General features: G+C 36.5%; 18 protein-coding genes. 5 read left to right on the plus strand and 13 right to left on the minus strand.

Going from position 1 to position 20,191, the window contains the following annotated elements; translation table 11 throughout:
* Window positions 1-166 precede the first annotated feature (166 nt).
* Window positions 167-1,549: an argininosuccinate lyase gene (argH, locus tag KE503_RS08350; protein WP_212384993.1), complete on the plus strand. Its 1,383-nt coding sequence runs from the start codon at window positions 167-169 to the stop codon at window positions 1,547-1,549.
* A 17-nt stretch (window positions 1,550-1,566) separates the two neighbouring features.
* Window positions 1,567-3,288: a hypothetical protein gene (locus KE503_RS08355; RefSeq protein ID WP_212384994.1), complete on the plus strand. Its 1,722-nt coding sequence runs from the start codon at window positions 1,567-1,569 to the stop codon at window positions 3,286-3,288.
* Between the two features lie 158 nt (window positions 3,289-3,446).
* Here the strand turns inward: KE503_RS08355 and KE503_RS08360 are convergent, their stop codons facing one another.
* Window positions 3,447-4,742, minus strand: coding sequence for an O-acetylhomoserine aminocarboxypropyltransferase/cysteine synthase family protein (locus KE503_RS08360; RefSeq protein ID WP_055198170.1), 1,296 nt, complete (start codon window positions 4,740-4,742; stop codon window positions 3,447-3,449).
* Between the two features lie 116 nt (window positions 4,743-4,858).
* A complete protein-coding gene (locus KE503_RS08365; RefSeq protein ID WP_022375398.1) occupies window positions 4,859-5,791 on the minus strand; it encodes a LysR family transcriptional regulator in 933 nt (310 codons plus the stop codon).
* A gap of 221 nt (window positions 5,792-6,012) precedes the next feature.
* Here KE503_RS08365 and KE503_RS08370 point away from each other — a divergent pair, with 221 nt between their 5' ends.
* The gene (locus tag KE503_RS08370) at window positions 6,013-6,438 is read left to right on the plus strand and encodes a MarR family winged helix-turn-helix transcriptional regulator (RefSeq protein ID WP_055198174.1); all 426 of its coding nucleotides are present in this window, start codon (window positions 6,013-6,015) and stop codon (window positions 6,436-6,438) included.
* Window positions 6,439-6,446: 8 nt separating this feature from the next.
* Entirely contained in the window at window positions 6,447-7,724 is a 1,278-nt protein-coding gene (locus KE503_RS08375; protein ID WP_022375400.1) for a cytidylate kinase family protein, read from the plus strand.
* A 56-nt stretch (window positions 7,725-7,780) separates the two neighbouring features.
* Here the strand turns inward: KE503_RS08375 and KE503_RS08380 are convergent, their stop codons facing one another.
* Window positions 7,781-9,145: a HAMP domain-containing sensor histidine kinase gene (locus tag KE503_RS08380; RefSeq protein WP_249183011.1), complete on the minus strand. Its 1,365-nt coding sequence runs from the start codon at window positions 9,143-9,145 to the stop codon at window positions 7,781-7,783.
* Window positions 9,142-9,813 carry a response regulator transcription factor gene (locus KE503_RS08385; RefSeq protein ID WP_022375402.1) on the minus strand — a complete coding sequence of 224 codons (672 nt, stop codon included), beginning with the start codon at window positions 9,811-9,813 and terminating at the stop codon, window positions 9,142-9,144. Before KE503_RS08385 ends, KE503_RS08380 begins: the two co-directional genes overlap by 4 nt.
* 127 nt (window positions 9,814-9,940) lie before the next feature.
* Between KE503_RS08385 and KE503_RS08390 the strand changes: the two genes are divergently transcribed.
* Entirely contained in the window at window positions 9,941-10,414 is a 474-nt protein-coding gene (locus KE503_RS08390; protein ID WP_022375403.1) for a hypothetical protein, read from the plus strand.
* 83 nt (window positions 10,415-10,497) lie between these two features.
* Here the strand turns inward: KE503_RS08390 and KE503_RS08395 are convergent, their stop codons facing one another.
* The 9 genes from KE503_RS08395 to KE503_RS08435 all read right to left on the minus strand — a co-directional run bounded on the left by KE503_RS08395 (window position 10,498) and on the right by KE503_RS08435 (window position 20,093).
* The gene (locus KE503_RS08395; protein ID WP_212384995.1) at window positions 10,498-12,162 is read right to left on the minus strand and encodes a PucR family transcriptional regulator; all 1,665 of its coding nucleotides are present in this window, start codon (window positions 12,160-12,162) and stop codon (window positions 10,498-10,500) included.
* 126 nt (window positions 12,163-12,288) lie between these two features.
* Window positions 12,289-13,656 (minus strand): amidohydrolase, encoded by a 1,368-nt coding sequence (locus tag KE503_RS08400; protein ID WP_212384996.1) that lies wholly within the window; start codon window positions 13,654-13,656, stop codon window positions 12,289-12,291.
* 15 nt (window positions 13,657-13,671) lie between these two features.
* Window positions 13,672-14,364 (minus strand): hypothetical protein, encoded by a 693-nt coding sequence (locus KE503_RS08405; RefSeq protein ID WP_212384997.1) that lies wholly within the window; start codon window positions 14,362-14,364, stop codon window positions 13,672-13,674.
* 16 nt (window positions 14,365-14,380) lie between these two features.
* The gene (locus KE503_RS08410; RefSeq protein WP_212384998.1) at window positions 14,381-15,124 is read right to left on the minus strand and encodes a DUF5058 family protein; all 744 of its coding nucleotides are present in this window, start codon (window positions 15,122-15,124) and stop codon (window positions 14,381-14,383) included.
* 293 nt (window positions 15,125-15,417) lie between these two features.
* On the minus strand, window positions 15,418-16,041 hold the full coding sequence (sigK, locus tag KE503_RS08415) for an RNA polymerase sporulation sigma factor SigK (RefSeq protein WP_055198185.1): 624 nt from the start codon (window positions 16,039-16,041) through the stop codon (window positions 15,418-15,420).
* Window positions 16,042-16,137: 96 nt separating this feature from the next.
* Window positions 16,138-17,379 carry a peptidase U32 family protein gene (locus KE503_RS08420; protein WP_212384999.1) on the minus strand — a complete coding sequence of 414 codons (1,242 nt, stop codon included), beginning with the start codon at window positions 17,377-17,379 and terminating at the stop codon, window positions 16,138-16,140.
* Complete coding sequence (locus KE503_RS08425) at window positions 17,376-18,029, minus strand: O-methyltransferase (protein WP_212385000.1); 654 nt, start codon at window positions 18,027-18,029, stop codon at window positions 17,376-17,378. Before KE503_RS08425 ends, KE503_RS08420 begins: the two co-directional genes overlap by 4 nt.
* Window positions 18,026-18,427, minus strand: coding sequence for a hypothetical protein (locus tag KE503_RS08430; protein ID WP_055198191.1), 402 nt, complete (start codon window positions 18,425-18,427; stop codon window positions 18,026-18,028). The genes KE503_RS08425 and KE503_RS08430 overlap by 4 nt, the downstream gene beginning before the upstream one ends.
* Window position 18,428: 1 nt before the next feature.
* Window positions 18,429-20,093, minus strand: a complete 1,665-nt coding sequence (locus tag KE503_RS08435; protein WP_055198321.1) for a ribonuclease J — start codon at window positions 20,091-20,093, stop codon at window positions 18,429-18,431.
* Between the last annotated feature and the right edge of the window lie 98 nt (window positions 20,094-20,191).

The following is a 20,191-nucleotide window of genomic DNA, read 5'->3' on the forward strand; positions in this document are numbered from 1 at the left end:
TTATTAAGGAGAATCTTATTTATTTTTTCTTAAGAATCCCTCAATTTTTTCCTTTGATTTGAAAAATTTGTAGCAAAATACTGCTATTTCATGTAAAATAGAAAAGTAAATTCATTTGATTTTATGATAAAAAATAAAAATATATACAGAAAAGAGGAAAACACTTATGGCACAATTATGGGGCGGTCGCTTCACAAAAGAAACAGATCAGTTAGTTTACAATTTTAACGCATCTATTTCCTTTGACCAGAAATTTTATAAACAGGACATCCGCGGAAGTATTGCACACGTTACGATGCTTGCAAGTGTTGGTGTATTAACAGAAGAAGAACGTGATCAGATTATTGATGGTTTAAATAGTATTTTAAATGATATCGAATCTGGAGCTGTTGAGATCACAAGTGAATATGAAGATATCCACAGCTTTGTAGAAGCAAATCTTATCGATCGTATCGGTGATGTCGGTAAAAAACTTCATACTGGAAGAAGCCGTAATGATCAGGTTGCTTTAGATATGAAACTTTATACAAGAGATGAAATTGTTGAGATCAAAGGTTTAGTAAAAGAATTAATGGAAACACTTCATGGTATCATGAAAGAACACATTGATACATTTATGCCTGGATTTACACATCTTCAAAAGGCTCAGCCAGTCACTCTTGCTCATCATGTCGGAGCTTACATGGAAATGTTTAAGAGAGATTACAGCCGTTTAAATGACATTTTTGACAGAATGAACTACTGTCCTCTTGGAGCTGGTGCTCTTGCAGGTACAACTTACCCATTAGATCGTGAACAAACAGCTTCTCTGCTTGATTTCTATGGTCCTACACTAAACAGTATGGATTCTGTATCCGACCGTGATTATGTAATTGAGCTTTTATCTGCTTTATCTACGATCATGATGCATTTAAGCCGTTTCAGCGAGGAAATTATCATCTGGAACTCTAATGAATATAAATTCGTATCTATCGACGATGGATTCAGTACAGGAAGCAGTATCATGCCTCAGAAGAAGAATCCTGATATTGCTGAATTAGTTCGTGGTAAGACAGGACGTGTATATGGAGCTCTAACTTCTATCCTTACAACAATGAAAGGAATTCCACTAGCATATAATAAAGATATGCAGGAAGATAAAGAACTTACATTCGATGCGATCGATACTGTCAAAGGATGTATTTCTTTATTTAATGGAATGATGAAGACTATGACATTTAACAAACCACAGATGGAAGGCAGTGCAAAACATGGATTTACAAACGCAACAGATGCTGCTGATTACCTTGTAAATCATGGAGTACCTTTCCGTGATGCTCACGGAATCGTTGGACAACTTGTACTTCTTTGCATCGACAAACAGATTCCTTTAGATGATCTGTCTCTTGAAGAATATAAGAAGATCAGCCCTGTTTTTGAAGAAGATATTTACGAAGCGATCAGCATGAAAACATGTGTTGAAAAACGTAATACGATCGGAGCTCCAGGGCACGATGCTATGGAAAAAGTTATTGCGATCAATGATGCTTATTTAGCAGATCTCAAATAATAAGGAGAACCTTATATATGAAGAAAAAAGTTTTTCTTTTAACTATGCTGTTGTCTCTGCTTCTTTTAAGCGGATGTGGTGTAAACCTTAGCAGCAAGATAAAACTCAATAAAGACTTTTCAGGTACAAGAACAATGTCTTGTACCTTTTCTTCCCGCGATTTTAATGCGTATTTCAAAGGAAGTAAAGAAGATCTTAACAAACTGATCAAAGAATCTTGCCCAGATTCTCTTACTTATACTTCATCTTCAGATGGTGAGAATGATACTTATACATTTTATCTAAGATTTTCATCTCTGGATGATTATAAGAAAAAAGTTAGTGATCTTCTTAATTTTTCGCCGGATATCACTTATGAATATGGAGATTCTCCATTTGTAAATGGGCTTATTTATAAAGAAAACTTTACATCTAAAGATTTAATGACATGGCTTTACACAGCACTATATGAGAAAAAATATATTGATAAAGACTCTTCATCCGACCTATGGGATTTAAAAACAACTCAAATTTCCTTCCTTGGAAAAACTTATGAGACAAAAGATAAGATCAACATTAATGAGATGACATATGTTCCATTATCATCGATTGATATTGATACTATAACGGAAAACTCTGGAAAACTTACAAGAAAAATAAAATTTAATATTCCACAGAAAACATTAGATCAAAATTCCGGAAAGATCCGTTCTTATTTTGATAGAAATGATATTACATGGGAGAATACTTCCGATGGAAAAACTTTATGTATAAGTTTTAATGCTAATAATTTTTCTGATCTTGCACAGAAAACAAGATCTGTTCTTCACTCTAAAAGTTCCTTTGGGACCTATAATTCTACATGCAGTGAGGACAATCCATTTAAACTTAAGATCAATTACAAGGAATCTCTGGACGTATCAAACTTTCTTTCCAAAAAAGGAAGTGTCCCTGTCACTTATACATTTAATGGTAAACAGATTTTTAATGACTCGATCAAGGACAAAGAAATCAGTTTTACTTCTTCCATTACACAACCCATTTCTAAATATGAGATTGCTGTTGTGTGGAATACATCAAAAGATATCCGACGCAAGGTTTCTTTTTCCTTTAGAAAAATGATCACCACTCATCAATTATCCATCCTCAAAAAACAGTTTCAGGGACCTACGATCAGTGATGTAACTTTAAGTGGCACCAAAACTATTACTTTATCTTTTGTACAAACAGGAAGTATCTCTGAATGTAATAAGGATTTTTCAGCATTGTTTAAGAACAGTGCAATGACTGCAAAAGAGCATTTTTCCCTGACTGCTGGTAGAAAAATTAATTTTTCGGATAAAATTGCATTGCCTTTCAATGAAAATGGTAAAAAACTATCTGGTCATTATATTTTTGCTTCGATCAATCCAAAAGAATCTATTTCAGTGTCTATTACACCTGCACACAATGTAAAGAACAAGACAAAACAAAATACATCGACAAAAACGATCTCCGAACTTGTTCATTCAGATGAAAATATCCATGATCTTTGCGATTTTGAATTGACTGGAAACAGCTTTCAGGCTAATTATGAAGGCAATACAGCTGCAAGCTTTTGGATGAATGTTTTGAAATGGGGCATTCCTGTTGTTGTTTTGATTTTGATTCTTTTGTTTTTATTCCGAAAGAAAGCCACGATTCATGACATGTTTCATACAATAAAACAATCATTATCTGAAAAAATAAATACTTTCATCGATAAGATCAACAAATTATAAAGAGTCAATAATAAAGACTTCTATATAAGCTAAAAAGCACCAAGATAGGTACTTTCCAATACCTTATCTTGATGCTTTTTTTATATGGTCGAGATTATATTATTTTTTAGGAAAATTGACATTAATGTTTTAATTATTGTGTTTTGCAAGAAATATTCTTACTGTACTGCTTTAAAAGCTTCGTCTAAGTCTTCGATGATATCATCAATATTTTCTGTACCAATTGACAGACGGATTGTGTTAGGTTTGATTCCTGATCCTAATAATTCTTCTTCAGTCATCTGAGAATGTGTTGTAGATGCTGGATGAATTACTAAAGATTTTACGTCTGCTACATTTGCAAGCAATGAGAATAACTCTAAGTGGTCGATGAAATCTTTTGCTTTCTGTGCATCACCCTTGATTTCAAATGTGAAGATAGATCCTCCACCGTTAGGGAAGTATTTCTTGTATAATTTCTGCTGTTCTGGGTCGTCAGATACAGATGGATGGTTTACTTTTTCTACTGCTGGATGATTTTTCAGGTATTCTACTACTTTTAATGCATTCTGTACATGACGTTCTACTCTTAAGGATAATGTTTCTAATCCCTGTAAGAAGATGAATGCGTGTACTGGAGATAATGTTGCTCCTGTGTCGCGAAGTAATAATGCTCTAATCTTTGTTACGAATGCTGCTGCTCCAACATCTTTTGTAAAGCTTACTCCATGATAACTTGGGTTTGGTTCTACTAATGATGGGAATTTTCCTGATGCTTCCCAATCGAATTTACCACCATCAACAATAACACCACCAATTGTTGTTCCGTGACCACCGATGAATTTTGTTGCAGAATGTACAACGATGTCTGCTCCGTATTCGATTGGTCTTACAAGATATGGTGTTGCAAATGTGTTATCTACGATCAGTGGAATATTATGTTCATGAGCGATCGCTGCTGCTTTCTCAATGTCTACAACGTCTGAGTTTGGATTTCCTAATGTTTCGATAAATAATAATTTTGTGTTTTCTTTGATTGCTCCTCTTACTTCATCTTCATTGAAAATGTCTACGAATGTTGTTTCGATTCCGTAATCTGGTAATGTATGCTCTAAGAAGTTGTATGTTCCACCATAAATATTTTTCGCTGCAACGACATGATCTCCTGCTTTTGTGATATTTTCGATCGCATATGTAATAGCTGCTGCTCCAGATGCTACTGCTAATGCTGCAACTCCACCTTCAAGTGCTGCGATTCTCTGTTCAAACACATCTTCTGTTGGGTTTGTTAATCTTCCATAGATGTTACCTGCATCTGCAAGTCCAAAACGAGCTGCTGCGTGATCGCAGTTTCTAAATACATAAGATGATGTCTGATAAATAGGTACTGCTCTTGAATCTGTTACTGGATCTGGCTGTTCCTGTCCTACGTGTAACTGTAATGTTTCAAACTTATAATTTCTTTCTTTACTCATAATTTCTATCTCCTTTGTTGACTTTTATTTTTAATTTTGTTTGTTGTCTTTCTTGATTACAAACTTATCTTACTATCTTATTTCCTACTTGTCCAATATGAAAAGTCAACATCTGGTTATAGAATATCCCTATAGCCAGAGTCGTCACCCATAGCTTTATACTTTTTGATTTCTTCCAAGTACTTCTCGCCCAATGGGCTGATCGCGACTCCTTTTCGCTTGATATAGCCAATCGTCATTACTTCATCAGATTTCAGTTTCACTGCACAGTAATCGTCACCATTTAAACTTTCACATATAATTCCTGAACATAAGGTATATCCATTTAATCCAACCATAAGATTCAGCATTGTTGCTCGGTCATTTGCTTTGATCAAACGTTTATATTCATAAGTACTTAATACTTCTTCTGCAAAGTAAAAGGAATTATATTCTCCTTGTTCAAAGGACAAGCATGGATACTCTTCCAGCTCTTCGATTGAAATTTCCTCTTTGTCTGCCAATGGATGCCCTTTCCACATATAAACGTAAATTCCGCATTCCAATAATGGATGGAATTCCAACCCCGATTCCTGCAGCATCTTGCTTAATACTTTCTTATTAAATTCATTCATATAAAGAATCCCAATTTCGCTGTGAAAATCTTTGACATCTTGAATCACTTCATATGTCTTTGTTTCTCTGACTGCAAATTCATATTCATCCATCCCGAACTGTTTGACCATTTCTACAAAAGCATTGACCGCAAATGTATAATGCTGCATGGAAACCCCAAATTTCTTCTTAATATTCTTCTTTTCAATATAACGTGATTCCATCAACTGATATTGCTCTACAACCTGTCTTGCATAACTTAGAAATTCCATTCCCTCCTGTGTAACGGATACTCCACGGTTACTTCTCTTAAACAGTTCTGTCCCGATTTCTTTTTCTAATTCTTTTACTGCTAGAGACAGACTTGGCTGTGAAATAAATAGGCTTTTTGCTGCTTCATTCATAGATCCTGTATCTGCGATTGCAATAATATATCTTAACTGTGTTAATGTCATGATTCTTCCCTTCCTTATCTTTTGAAACAATTTCTTTCTCTATATATGGTATGTTTCTTTTCTGTCTGTGGTCTATTATACTTGATTTTCCTCTGCTTGTCTTATGATTTTTGAAAGAAATCTTCTTGACAGGATGCTTTCCTTTGTCTTATAATAATGAACGTCGCAATAGTTAGAATTCTAACTATTAGCTTTCTAATCATAAAGGAGCATCATAATATATGTATGAATCATCTTACCACTATCTTCTGATGTCCAATCATTTAGGATTCCAGAAGAAAGTCATGGCCATCTTAAAGCCGCTTGGTTTATCAACTGGCCAGCCTAAGGTCTTAGACCATCTTCGATATCATAATGGTGCCAGTCAAAAAGACATTGCCCATGCTTGTCATATCGAACCAGCTTCCTTAACTTCCATTTTGAATCGAATGGAAAAACAAAACATGATCGAACGTAAAATCTTAAATGGAAACCGCCGGTCATATCATATTTTCCTTACCGATTATGGGATGGAACAGTCTGAATCGATTGAAAAAGCTTTCTTGACTCTTGAACATGAAGTTTTTTCTGGAATTTCTAATACTGAAAAGGAACAGTTTTTAAAGATCTTTGAAAAACTATATCAAAATATTACAAAAGAGGAGTAAATTACATCATGGAAAAACTAAAACGTTATATCATCTTTTTTATTGGACTTTACATTAACTCCCTTGGAGTTGCCCTGATCACAAAAGCAAGTCTTGGTACATCACCAATTTCATCAATTCCTTATGTACTAAGTCTTAATTTCCCATTTACACTTGGAAATTTCACAATTTTCTTCAGTCTGTTTTTAATCTTTTTACAGTTGCTGATCTTAAGAAAAAATTTTAAACTAGAACATTTTTTACAGATTCCGATTTCTGTATTATTTGGGTATTTTATTGACTGGTCTATGATCCTTCTTGGATTCGTAAACCCTCATTTATATCTGATGAAATTGATCTATCTGTTAATTGGATGTCTGATTCTTGGATTTGGTGTGTATACCGAAGTACTTGCTAATGTTGCGATGCTTCCTGGGGAATCTTTTGTTCGTGCCATTGTAATGACATGGCATACAGAATTCGGTGTCACTAAGATCTGTTTTGACGTATCTATGACAGTGATCGCTGGTGTTCTTTCCTTTGTATTTGCAGGTAAATTAGACGGTGTTCGTGAAGGTACTATCATTGCCGCTTTGCTTGTTGGATTTATCGCACGTTTGCTTGGACGTTTCTTATCTTTTGTGGAACCTATGCTTTTCACAGAATCACAGACTGCCGAAAATTCCGAAGTTTCTGCAGATTCAACAAATACTCCTACTGTCATTGCAATCGCACGTGAATATGGAAGCGGTGGACATGATCTTGGAGAAGCTCTTGCGAAACGTCTTGGATTTGATTTCTATGACAATGAGATCATTCAGATGGCTGCCGGATCTACTGGTTATGATCCTGAATTTATTAAGAATAATGATGAACAGATGCGAAGCTCTCTTCTCTATGACCTTGTCAATCAAGCATACTCTCATGCACCACAAAACCCAGCTCCTAAAGATAATATCTTTGCGGCAGAATCTAAGGTAATTCTTGATCTTGCTTCCAAAGGAAATTGTGTTGTGATCGGTCGTTGTGCAGATTATATCTTAAGAAACCGTCCTCATTGCATGCGAATATTTTTACATGCCCCCGCTGAATACCGTGTGAAACGAATTATGAGAACCGAAAATTTATCACATGATGCAGCACTGACCAAAGCAATTCAGATGAACCGAAAACGTTCTGATAACTATCATTATTATACACATCAGCCTTGGGGATTATCCAGAAATTATCATCTAACACTGGATACCTCTCTTGGAGATGATTTTGTTCTTGATAGTATTTGTAAAGGATTGAAACATATTCAGTAATTTTATGATGATTGTAAAAAGGATAGATGCCTTGATTCTATGGCATCTATCCTTTTTCATTTAATACTTTCTTTTGGAAACTGAAATATAAAACTTGTTCCTTCTCCTTTTTTACTTTCCACTCGTATTTTTCCACCATGTACTGCTACGATAAAACGAACCATTGAAAGACCAAGTCCTGTTCCTCCATTTTCTCTGGAGCGGCTTTTATCTACCCTGTAAAATCGATCCCAGATCTTAGGTAGATGTTTTTGATCAATTCCAATCCCATCATCTTTTACTTCTCCTATGATCAATTCTCCCTGATTTTTCCACAAAATCTCAATATGGCCATGTTCTTTTCCATAGCTGATCGCATTCTGAACAAGATTCATCATCATTCGTAATAATAACGTATGATTTCCCATCATCTTTATATCCAAATCATTGGAAACAGATATCTGTATCTTCTTTTTATTTGCCTGCTCTTGCAATTCTTCTACAACAACTTCTGTCAATAGTCCAAGATCCACCTCTTCCATATCATAAGATTCTTTCATCTCACCCCTTGCGATCATTAGCATCTCACTGATCAATTTTGACATACGCCTTGCCTGCCTTAAAATGATCATGATCTCTTCTTTTTCTCCTTTTTCTAATGTTGGATCTTCTATTAAATATTCACATTGAGAAATGATCACAGTCACTGGAGTTCGAAGTTCATGGGATACATCTGCTGTAAACTGTTGCTCTTTTTCAAAGGATTGTTCCAGTCTTTCGAACATTTGATTAAATTTCTGTGATAGTTCATACAATTCATCTCTTGCTTTTGGCAATGGAAGTCTTTTTGTAAGATCCTTTCCATAACTGATGGTTTCTACCTGATCACAGATTCGATCAACTTGTTTTAATGCACGTTTCAACATAAAATATCCTGTCATTCCGATCAATAAAATAAACAATGGATATAAAACGAGCATCATTTTCTGAGATGTTGTCATAAATACTTCGATTGCATGAATGGATGTGATTCCCCTGATCCATATTACCTTATTTTGTCCATAGGTATATACACTATCATATACCATCCATTTACTGCTGCCTGATTTAATAACCCTTGGTGTATGGGATTTTAACATTGTCTGTTTCGGAAATTTCTCTGGCATTGTACCATACAGTAATTTTCCATTGTCGTCATATACACAAAACATGACTCCATCTTCATAAAACTTGGTATCTTCTGATAAATAATAGGTTCCATCCTGAAACTGGAAATTCGAAGAAAATCCTGTCACTGCTGTACTGACTTCTTCTTCCGTCGCTGAAATCCCGACTTTATCGACAAAGTAAAACATAAAGCCAAGAACCATTCCCAAAATAAGCGCAATGATCCCTGTATACCACAACGTGATCTTTTTCTTGATCGTCATCTGCTTCATCATTCTTTCCTCATCACATAACCTGTCCCACGCACTGTATGAATCAATTTTTTGTCATATCCAGCATCAATTTTCTTTCTCAGATAGCGGATATATACATCAATCACATTCGATCCTCCTTCAAAGTCATAATTCCAGGCATTTTGTTCAATCTGCTGCCTTGTCATCACGATATTCTGATTGCGCATCAGACATTCTAACACCATAAATTCTTTTGATGACAAACTAATCTCTTTTCCAGCTCTTGTTACAACTTTCGTATCTCGATCCAGAATAAGATCTGCAACCTTTAACTGATTCGTTATAAATTGTGGTTTTCTTCGCATCATCACACGAATTCTTGCAAGTAGCTCTTCAAACGCAAATGGTTTGATCAAATAATCATCGGCTCCAAGATCAAGCCCCTTTACTCGGTCATCAATGCCATCTCTGGCTGTCAGTAAAAGAATCGGGGTATCATTTCCAGTCTGTCTAACTTCCTTTAAAACTGTAAAACCATCCTTCCCAGGAAGCATAATATCGAGAAGAATTCCATCATATGATGTCATTTCCATGTAATCTAAAGCTTCTTCTCCATCTCCACAGACATCCACACTGTAATGTTCTCTTACCAGACGTTTCTTTATAATATTTCTTAAATCTTTTTCATCTTCAACAACTAATATTCTCATAATGTCTTTATTATAATACAATCTGTTTTCTGAATCTAGTTTTCATTTTTAATGTTCTTTTAATCTTTGTTGGTTATGATATTTATAACAAAAAGAAATCAATTCAACCAAACGAAAGGAGTTTATCATGAAAAAAATATTATTTTTATTATTCGCATGTTCTATCATTTTTACTTTTGCAGGATGCAGTTCTTCAAAGAAAGATTCTGCCGAAGCTACCACAACGCAGGAAATTGCAACAACTGCTTCCAATACGAAGAATACCACCGATTCTTCTACCTCTGATTCATCTGCGAAAAATGATTCTTATGATTTTTCGGCTTATAAAAAAAGAATCAAAAAACTCACTAAAAAAGTAAACAATGCAAAATCTTCTTCCAATGCATCCGTCAACGAAAAAAGATTTTACACTTTAAAAAAGGAACTCGATGTAGTAGATGATGAACTAGATCATCTGGATGATGAATTTGAGCATACTTATGAAAATGGTAAACTGAGTTTCAAAACTTACAAATCCAGAGAAAAGACAATAGAAAAACTTGAAGATCAACTTGATCTTTTGGAAGATGCCTTGGAAAATAAATTTGGGATTGATGATTGATTTATAAATAACACAAGGGATTGTCCCATCTTGTCTTTGTTATTTGTTTCATCCTATTATTCATTTTAGCACCATATTGCCTTTTACATATTTTTAAGTCTTCCGTCATCAAGCTTTAAAAACTGCAACAAAATCTCCATCTTCAGTCGATCCACATGATCTTCCCAATCAATCTTCACCAGATCATTCACTTTATCAATTCTCTTTCGGATCGTATTGATATGCACATACATTTTCTCTGCGGTCACACTGTAGTTCATATTGTTTTCGAGATAGATCTTTAATGTCTTTAATAATTCAATATTCTTCTCTTCTTCCATCAACTCCCTATACTTCCTCAGCATCTCTTTTAACTCATTCTCAGGAATTTCAATCCATGTTAAAGGTCCTAACATTTCATATTCCCAGATATCTTTTTCTGGGAATATGATACTTCCCATCTTTAATACTTTCTGACATTTTTTTACACATTCTCTGACTTCAAGCAGTGTCTTTTCTTCCTGACAGATTCCAAATTCTAATTTCATATCAGCAAATTTTAATCCGATGTATCTTTGGAATTCTTTTAATAAATCCGTGGTTGTGTCTTTGGTCCAGAGTGTGCTGTTGTGAATCTTTTCTGCTTCTAATAAGATCAATCCGTCATTTTCATCCAGAAAAGCGATCTTTCCGATCTTTCCTAACTTGCTTTGATGGAAGGCTTCCAAAAATGTGTTTCTTTCATTTCGTGCGTTATATTCTTCGTTACATTGATGGAATACAATGTACTGATAGGCTGTATTTACAGAAATTCCTTGAATATTCGCCTGATAGAACAGTTTCTTAGCATCTTTTTCTGTGTAATCAAGAGCAAAATGAATGAAGTTCTCAAATCCGATATTTCCCATATTTTCTGCGATCATAATCTGTTCGTAAACTCCCTGCAAGGTTAAAAAAGCGATACGAATGGCAAATTCATCGTAGTAATCAATAAATTCTCTGGATTCCATCACGACAAAGTATGCCTGCACGATATCTTCCATGACAATTGGAATAATGATCCAACTGACACGTGGTCCTGCTAAATTGCCTGGATTGATCAGACGGATCCTTGCCATGTTGATGTAATCGCATAAGGTATGTTTCGTATACGGCATGGATGGTTCCCAGTAATCACTTTCGGATAATCCGAAGGATTCTGTGATACGTTTAAAGTCTGGAGAGCTGTAGTAGCTTTTTTCTTCGGCAAGATCATAGATAAATGCTGGGAATTTCATCTCGACCTCTACGGCTCTAAGGATCTTATTGATTTTCTGAACTTTGTAGGACTGATCTGATACTTGCAGATGGTTATTGCTGTGGACTTTGAATCTTCGGATCGTTCGGTTCATCACCGCGGTATTGATCTGACTCATCAGTTCCATCCATGGAACGGAAAATGGCATACTGATGAGCGGAATCTCATATTCGTCAAACAGATCGATCAGCCGCTGTGGAATCTCGTCAAGATAGCGGCCTCGCTTAATCATCATCGCGGAGGTTCCCTGCATACTTCCTGACTTGAATGCTTCTTCGAGGCAGTCTGGTTCTTGATCTAATACATATCCTGAGGAAAGGATCAGCTCTTTTCCTTTTGCCCAGCGCAGGGCATCGGGTGCTTCAAGGAGGGTTGTTCCCTGAATTTCTTTGTGTAAGCCTGATTTTCCTGCGATAACATGATAGTCTTTAAAATATTCTAGTGTCAGTAATTCCTTGACTGCGATTCCCATTCTTCGTTTCCTCCATTCTTTATCGTGTTTCTTCTATTATAATATCTATTTTCTTATATGAAACACAATCTATACGAAAAAATCCGGCTCCCATCAATAGGAACCGGATGCTTCTTTGCATATCGATCATTCTTCATACATCGGTGTGTATGGTTCTTTATTTCGTTCCTTAAATTCTTTTGTGATCTTCGCTAAGACCTGTGGTTTCGTGAAGAGATCATAGGCAATTCCTGCTACCACTTTGGATGCATATAAGGCACCTTTATCTCCAATGGAAGTTCCTCCGCTTGCGGTTGCCTGCCATGTATGTGGAGAGCATCCGATCGGCCAGCATGCTGTTGTAAATAAACAGGTTGGCATGATTCTGCTGACATCTCCAGTATCGGAGGATGCACTAAGTTCTGCTTCTTTCCACTTATCTCTTGGTGAAACACCCAAGATCATTGCTTCATCATAGACTTGGTGAAGATTTTTTTCTTTCTCTATGATACCCTGTTCCACGGTTTTCTGCAACTCTTTTGCAAATTGGAGTTCTTCTTTTGTGTACTTTGGTCCATCTGCTTCGATCAGGTTTGCATATGCAAGATCTGCAAATGCTTCATTTGTGGATAACTCGCAGCATCCACATCCCATTTCGATATCCACAGTTGTCTCTGTCATCATCGCTGCACCTTGAGCGACTTTCTTTAAGCGCTCCATGGTACTTTTGACATCTGCCATATGTGGTGCTCTTACAAAATACCATGCACTTGCTTTGTCTGGCACGATATTTGGTGCAAATCCGCCACTGTCTGTAGAGTAATGGATTCTTGTGCGGTCAATGACGTGTTCTCTTAAGTAGTTTGCTCCAACACTCATCAGTTCCACAGCATCCAAAGCGCTTCTTCCCTGTTCCGGTGCAAATGCTGCATGAGAAGAGACTCCATGGAAGTAAAAATGTGCGGATGCATTAGCAAGGTATGCATGATCATGTGCCATGTTTGTACTGGATGGATGCCATGTAACGGCAGCATCACATCCATCAAACATATGATAATATGCCATTTTTACCTTTCCACTTAACAGCTCTTCTTCTGGACATCCATAAAATCTTACCGTTCCTTTTTTATTTCCTTTCTCCAAAAAACATTTGATCGCAATGGCTGCAGTTGTGGCTGCGGCGCCTAGCATATGGTGTCCACATCCGTGTCCAACACCATCTTCGGATACCATTTCTCTTGTGACATCTGCTTTTTGTGATAATCCAGGAAGTGCATCGTATTCTCCAAGGATTGCGATAACTGGTTTTCCTTCCCCATATTGTGCAATAAATGCATGTTCTAAATGTTCGTTATTTTCAATCGTGAATCCTTCTTCACTCAAAAGTTTTCTTAAGTAATTGGCGGATTCCCTTTCATTTCCAGATAGTTCCGGATGATTCCATAGTGTATGACAGATTTCCTGACACAAAGGTTCTAAGCCTTGTACTTCATCATAAACATCCTGTTTGATCATTTTATCGCCTGCTTTCTATTCCTTTGTTGTATTTTTTAAGGTTGCCATTCCAATGGCAATACTTACGAAGACACATCCTAAGGTTCCAAGCCAGTTGGATGCCCCTGGCAACCAGTTAAAATATCCCATTCCGATCATAAAATATAAGATGATCGCAAATACAACCATGATGACGCTGTGTTTTTTCATTTTCATTCCAAATTGTACTAATAAAGCTCCAAATAAAGCTGGCAGCAAGTAGTTTAATGCGGCTTTGATCGTATCTGGAAGCATGGATAATACAGAAGTTCCAAGAATTGCTCCAATTGTAAGAACAGATACGTTGATCACGATAGATACTGCCATTCCAAGGGTTGCAACAACAGATCCTTTTTCTGTTCCTGGTTCTACATCTGCTGCCACCTGTGCCATACTTGCACATGGGATTCTCATGTTAGAGATATTTCCTGATAAGAATGCCATATAAGTTCCAGCGGCTCCGACGACTGGAAAGTAAGAGATCGGTTCTACAAACCATAACACTCCAAAGGCACTGGCTCCGCTGATAAATGCGGTTAATAATGCAGCTGGTTTTGGTAAGATTCCATAGACAACAGCTAATACAAGTGCTGGAGTAAAGGAAAGAAGAACTCCAAGGTATCCTGTGATCTTACCGATCTTATTGACTTGTGGTACATATTCTTTATTATAATAATCCTGATTGTTCATCGTATCTTCCTCCTGCTTAGACTAATGCTGTAATGATCATGGCTCCAAGAATTGTGATCGTTAAAGACCATTCTTTTAACCATCCGATCTCTTTTTTATTTGCAACTTTGGTAAGTACAAACATGATCACGGCTCCAAGCACACATGCTAAGGCATTCTTCCATGCTCCGCTCATTGTGATCTGGTCTGCTTTCATCATCATAGAGTAAAATGGTTTGGATAAATGGCTTGCACACATGGCAGAGAATACACCAATGATGGCACAGGAAGCAATCATTGTCAGTGTTCCTGTATTTCCTCTGGAAACTTTCTTTTCGATCTTATCCATCTTATTTGCAGAGAATGTTGCGAATAACGCCCATCCGATAGAGCAAAGGATCATGGTCCAGACTGCCATTCCTAAAGCTTCTGGTGTTAATGTGTCGGTTCCAAGTTGTACCCCGACAGCGGATGTTCCAAGTCCTGCTGCGATAGATTCAAACATAACAGAACCGATCATAGATAATCTCATCCAGCCGATTGGCCCTCCTACAGATACTAACAGAGAAAGCATCGCACTTAATACAACGATGGATGGTCCGATCGATGTTACCGCACTGCTTTTCATTGCTTTTTTCATCTGTTTATCGTTAAGTCCTAGTTTCTTTCCTGATTTGTAAGCACCCCTTGCGAATAAGACTGCCTGTAAGATGACAAATGCCACTGGAAGTGAACAGGCAAGCCACATTGGAATACTATTTGCGATTTTCATTGCGTCCATATTTTTATCCTCCTTATCGGTCCGTGTGTTTTGTATGCAATTATCTTACCTGTTTTGTCATGGAAATGATATGAAAATTTTTTCACTTTTTTATATCACTGCTTAGTTTTTGAATATTTTTATAATTATTTTCTTTATTTGGTGAAGATTTTTTCATTTTCCAGATCATTACAAAAAAGACTGCCGCTTAATGCGACAGCCCCTTTTCCCTTGAGTTTTCATTATTTAAATGGGTGTTCATGTGTTTATGGTTTTATTATAACAAATTTTGAAATTTACAATAGGACCTTTTTTTATGTCTTTATTTTACTTTTTATTAACATAATCGCACGTTTTTCAATCCGACTCACATAAGATCTTGAAATATGAAGCTCTTTTGCTACTTCTTTTTGTGTCATTGGCTTTCTTCCATAAAGTCCATATCGCATGATCAGTGTTTTCTTTTCCTTATTCATCTCCATTTTTTCTAATTCATCATAAATCTGTTTGATATTTTCTTTTTGTTCCATCTTTTTCAGAAAATCTGTTTCCTGTGTCCCTAAAATATCTAACAGATGAATCTCATTTCCTTCTTTATCGACACCGATCGGTTCGTAAAGTGATGTATTTTTTGAAGTCTTTCTTTCCTGACGAATCATCATTAATAATTCATTTTCTATACATCTTGCAGCATAGGTTACAAGGCGATGGCCTTTGCTGATATCGTAGGTATTGATCGCTTTAATAAGCCCAATCGTCCCAATTGAGAGCATATCTTCTTTCTCTCTGTCTAAATTATGATATTTCTTTACAATATGTGCAACTAAGCGAAGATTGTGTTCCACTAGCAAATTTCTTGCATTGATATCTCCCTTGCGGCTTAGGATCAGATAATGTCGTTCTTCCTCTGGTGATAAAGGTTGTAAAAACTCTTGCAAAAGAAAAGCACCCTTCTAAGCCTTTTTATCATACTATGATAAGTTACTTAGAAAAGTGCTTTTCCATCTTTATTCTGAATTCTTTGTTGATAGATCTTAATTCTCTTCTTCTACAACTTCTTGTCTGCGTAAAAGATATCCATCTTTAATCTCTTCTCCAAAATCAACATATACCATCTGTTTTGGATGTGGTGCGGATTCCATAGCTCTTCCGTCTTCATCTTCAATTGCTCTTACAACAACTTCTTTGTTTGTTCCATCTGGAATCATGACTTCGATTGTCTCTCCAACAGAGAATTTATTCTTCTGCTCTAAAAGTGCGTATCCTTTGTCATTATGTCCCTGAACAATTCCGATATATGTGCAATTCTTAATATAAGTATTACTGTCATAAATCTGGGATGTCTCATCTGTCTTTCCGAAATAGAATCCTGTTGTGAACTGACGATATGTGCATTTTGCAATCTCTTCTTTGTAGTAATCCATATTTGCTTTATATTTCTCTACAGATTCTTTGCAGTCATCGATTGCTTTTCTGTATGTTCTTGCAACGGTTGCAACATACAGTGCTGTTTTCATACGTCCTTCAATCTTTAAGCTGTCAATTCCGGCATCTAAGATCTGGTCGATGTATTCGATCATATTTAAGTCTTTGGAGTTAAATATATATGTTCCACGTTCATTTTCATATACTGGCATATATTCTCCTGGTCTTGTCTGTTCCATTACGGAGTATTTCCATCTGCAAGGATGTGTGCATTCTCCGCTATTTGCATTTCTTCCTGTAAAGTAATTACTTAACAGACATCTTCCAGAATGGGAAATACACATTGCTCCGTGAATAAATGATTCTATTTCCATATCATCCGGAATGTGGGAACGAATATCCTTAATCTCTTCCAGAGATAATTCTCTTGCAGATACAACACGACTTGCTCCCTGATCATACCAAAACTTGTATGTCGCATAGTTTGTGCTATTTGCCTGTGTACTGATATGACGGTCGATATCTGGACAAACTTCTTTAGCGATCATAAAGACTCCTGGGTCAGAAATGATCAGTGCATCTGGTTTGATTTCTTTTAATTCTTCGAAATATTTCCTGATTCCTTCTAAGTCTTCGTTATGTGCTACGATATTGGCTGTGATATAAACTTTCACTCCATGTTTATGTGCAAATTCGATTCCGGCCTTGACATCTTCCATAGAAAAGTTTTTCGCTTTGGCACGTAGTCCATACATCTCTCCACCGATATAAACAGCGTCTGCACCATATAATACAGCAACTTTTAATACTTCTAAATTACTTGCTGGAATTAATAATTCAACGTCTCTCATTCGTTATCTCCTGTCTTAATACTGATTGCTACTCCATCTCCTACTGGAAGGATCGTTGTCTCTAACAGTGGGTGATTCTTGATCGTATATAAATAATCTCTCATTCGTTTGTGGATCGTACGGTCTCTTCGTTCAATCGCATAACGTGATTTCGCTACATCTCCATCCTGAAGTACATTATCAGATACTAAAACACCATCTGGTGCTAATAATCTTAATACATCTTCTAAAAAATGAATATACTGTCCCTTCGCTGCATCCACAAAAATAAGGTCATACTTTCCATCTAATTCTTTTAAAATCTCAATTGCATCACCTTCAAGCAATGTAATCTGATCTTCTTTTCCCTGATTTTTGATATTCTCTTTTGCTTTCTTGATTCGTTTTTCATTTCGCTCAATGGTTATGATCGTTCCACCTTCTGGCTGGTAACGATTCATATAAAGAGAAGAAAACCCAACCGCTGCTCCTACCTCTAAGATCTTCATCGGTTTCTTTAAAAGGACCAGAGTCCTTAAAAGTTCTTTCGTCTCTGGTTTGACGATCGGAACGTGATTGACTCTGGCCTCTGCTTCGATCTTACTTAGATCATTCTTCTCTTCTTTCATCAATGAGCGGATATATTCTGTGATATTTAAATCCACTATCATTGTATGATCTCCTCTGATACGTGATCTCCGCATAAAATACCCATGATATCATCCATTCCCTGTGATTGTGTAAATTCATACCTTCCAGGAAGAAATGAATTCTTCTTGTATTTTGAAAAATATTTGCGGATCACAAATCTTGCCTTTCCATAAATCAGTTTCTTTGAAACGAGTGTTTCGGCAACTTCCTCTTCTGACTCATTCTCTGTGACGCTGATCGTTACCTTCTTATGGCTCTGTGCATTATATGGCTGATTAGAAAATGTCTGTTCTGCCACAAAATATGCTCCATAGAAAATACAGAAAATCGCACAGATTAAAAATGCTCTGCCTAATGTCTTAAAAAACAGCTGCCATGCTTCTGATTCAAAGAATTTCTTTTGTTTTGAAAGACTCATCTTAAACCTCTGTGATAATTGGAAGAATCATTGGATTACGCTTTGTTTTCTTCCAAATATAATTGCTAAGCTCATCCTTGATCTTTGTCTTGATTCTTGCCCAGTCGGTAATGTTACGTTCTAAACATTCTTCGACCGCATCTCTTGCAACTTCTCTTGCACCTTCCATCAAAGATTCTGATTCTCTAACATATACAAAACCTCGAGATACAATATCTGGTCCTGCAAGAATTACATTACCATGTTTCTGTAATGTGACAGTTGCAATGATCAGTCCGTTCTGAGACAGCATCTTACGATCATTCAATACGATATTACCAACATCTCCAACTCCAAGTCCGTCAACTAGGATTCCTCCTGCCTGAACTTTTCCAGTGATCTTTCCTTGTCTCTTATTAAGCTCTAGAATATCACCTTCCGCAAGTACAAATGCATTCTCCTTTGGAATTCCCATCTCAATAGCAAGTTCACGGTGACGCATCAGATGACGATATTCTCCATGAACAGGAATTGCATACTTAGGTTTTGTCAGTGCATAAATAAGTCTTAATTCCTCACGGCACGCATGCCCAGAAACATGTGTATCTTCAAATACAATCTGTGCACCTTTTAGTGCAAGTTCATTCATAATCTTTGAAATATTCTTCTCATTTCCAGGGATTGGACTTGAGCTGAATATGATCGTATCACTTGGTACGATGGATACTTTTCTGTGAGTTGAGTTTGCCATACGAGATAATGCTGCCATTGTCTCTCCCTGGCTTCCTGTTGTGATTAAAACAATCTGATCGTCAGGATAATTCTTAATCTGATCAGTTTCAATTAATGTGTTCTTTGGAATCTTGATATACCCTAATTCGGACGCTGTTGAGATAATATTTACCATGCTCCGTCCTTCTACTGCAACTTTTCTTCCATACTTATGTGCGGAATTAATGATATGCTGTACACGATCCACATTCGATGCAAATGTTGCAATGATCATACGTCCTTTTAGATGTTCTGCAAACAGACTATCCAGACGTTTACCTACATTCTTCTCCGATGGTGTATAGCCTTGTCGTTCTACGTTCGTACTATCTGCCATCAGTGCCAGAACCCCTTTACTTCCAAGTTCTGCAAATCTTGCAAGATCGATTGCTTCTCCAAATAATGGAGTATGATCAATCTTAAAGTCACCAGTATGCACGATCACACCAGCTGGTGTTGTGATTGCAAGTGCTGCTGCATCCGCAATACTGTGATTTGTCTTAATAAATTCTACATTAAAGATTCCAAGTTTTACTTTGTCACCATGTGTTACAACATGGCGTTCCACGTTATTTAAGATACCGTGTTCTTTTAATTTATTCTCGATCAGTGCCATTGTAAGTTTTGTAGCATAGATCGGTACATTCAATTCCTTCTCAAAATAAGGAATCGCCCCAATATGATCCTCATGACCATGGGTAATAACCAGTCCACGAATCTTGCTTGCATTGTCCTTTAAATATGTGATATCAGGAATAACTAAATCAATTCCTAACATATCTTCATCTGGAAACGCAAGTCCACAGTCCACGATCAAAATCTGGTTATTGCATTCAAATGCTGTGATGTTCATTCCAATCTGGCCGAGTCCGCCAAGTGGAATGATCTTTACTGAGCTAGGCTTTCTTCTAGGCATTGGTCTTCTTCCTCTTGCCTGATAATTATTCTTATTGTATGATCTCTTGTTATCATTTGAATAATAATTGTTTCGTTTTGTTTTTGCCTGCTGTCTTA

Origin of the sequence: Anaerostipes sp. Marseille-Q3525, assembly GCF_018223505.1 — a bacterium.
Classification (GTDB): domain Bacteria; phylum Bacillota; class Clostridia; order Lachnospirales; family Lachnospiraceae; genus Anaerostipes; species Anaerostipes amylophilus.

Bases quoted from the DNA above. Each gene is read 5' to 3' on its own strand.
- KE503_RS08425 (WP_212385000.1), bottom strand. From the start codon at position 18,029: ATGATAGTGGATTTAAATATCACAGAATATATCCGCTCATTGATGAAA.
- KE503_RS08420 (WP_212384999.1), bottom strand. From the start codon at position 17,379: ATGAGAGACGTTGAATTATTAATTCCAGCAAGTAATTTAGAAGTATTA.
- KE503_RS08395 (WP_212384995.1), bottom strand. From the start codon at position 12,162: ATGGGAATCGCAGTCAAGGAATTACTGACACTAGAATATTTTAAAGAC.
- KE503_RS08370 (WP_055198174.1), top strand. From the start codon at position 6,013: ATGTATGAATCATCTTACCACTATCTTCTGATGTCCAATCATTTAGGA.
- KE503_RS08375 (WP_022375400.1), top strand. From the start codon at position 6,447: ATGGAAAAACTAAAACGTTATATCATCTTTTTTATTGGACTTTACATT.
- KE503_RS08385 (WP_022375402.1), bottom strand. From the start codon at position 9,813: ATGAGAATATTAGTTGTTGAAGATGAAAAAGATTTAAGAAATATTATA.
- KE503_RS08360 (WP_055198170.1), bottom strand. From the start codon at position 4,742: ATGAGTAAAGAAAGAAATTATAAGTTTGAAACATTACAGTTACACGTA.
- KE503_RS08400 (WP_212384996.1), bottom strand. From the start codon at position 13,656: ATGATCAAACAGGATGTTTATGATGAAGTACAAGGCTTAGAACCTTTG.
- KE503_RS08355 (WP_212384994.1), top strand. From the start codon at position 1,567: ATGAAGAAAAAAGTTTTTCTTTTAACTATGCTGTTGTCTCTGCTTCTT.
- KE503_RS08435 (WP_055198321.1), bottom strand. From the start codon at position 20,093: ATGCCTAGAAGAAAGCCTAGCTCAGTAAAGATCATTCCACTTGGCGGA.
- KE503_RS08405 (WP_212384997.1), bottom strand. From the start codon at position 14,364: ATGAACAATCAGGATTATTATAATAAAGAATATGTACCACAAGTCAAT.
- KE503_RS08380 (WP_249183011.1), bottom strand. From the start codon at position 9,145: ATGATGAAGCAGATGACGATCAAGAAAAAGATCACGTTGTGGTATACA.
- argH (WP_212384993.1), top strand. From the start codon at position 167: ATGGCACAATTATGGGGCGGTCGCTTCACAAAAGAAACAGATCAGTTA.
- KE503_RS08365 (WP_022375398.1), bottom strand. From the start codon at position 5,791: ATGACATTAACACAGTTAAGATATATTATTGCAATCGCAGATACAGGA.
- KE503_RS08410 (WP_212384998.1), bottom strand. From the start codon at position 15,124: ATGGACGCAATGAAAATCGCAAATAGTATTCCAATGTGGCTTGCCTGT.
- KE503_RS08390 (WP_022375403.1), top strand. From the start codon at position 9,941: ATGAAAAAAATATTATTTTTATTATTCGCATGTTCTATCATTTTTACT.
- KE503_RS08430 (WP_055198191.1), bottom strand. From the start codon at position 18,427: ATGAGTCTTTCAAAACAAAAGAAATTCTTTGAATCAGAAGCATGGCAG.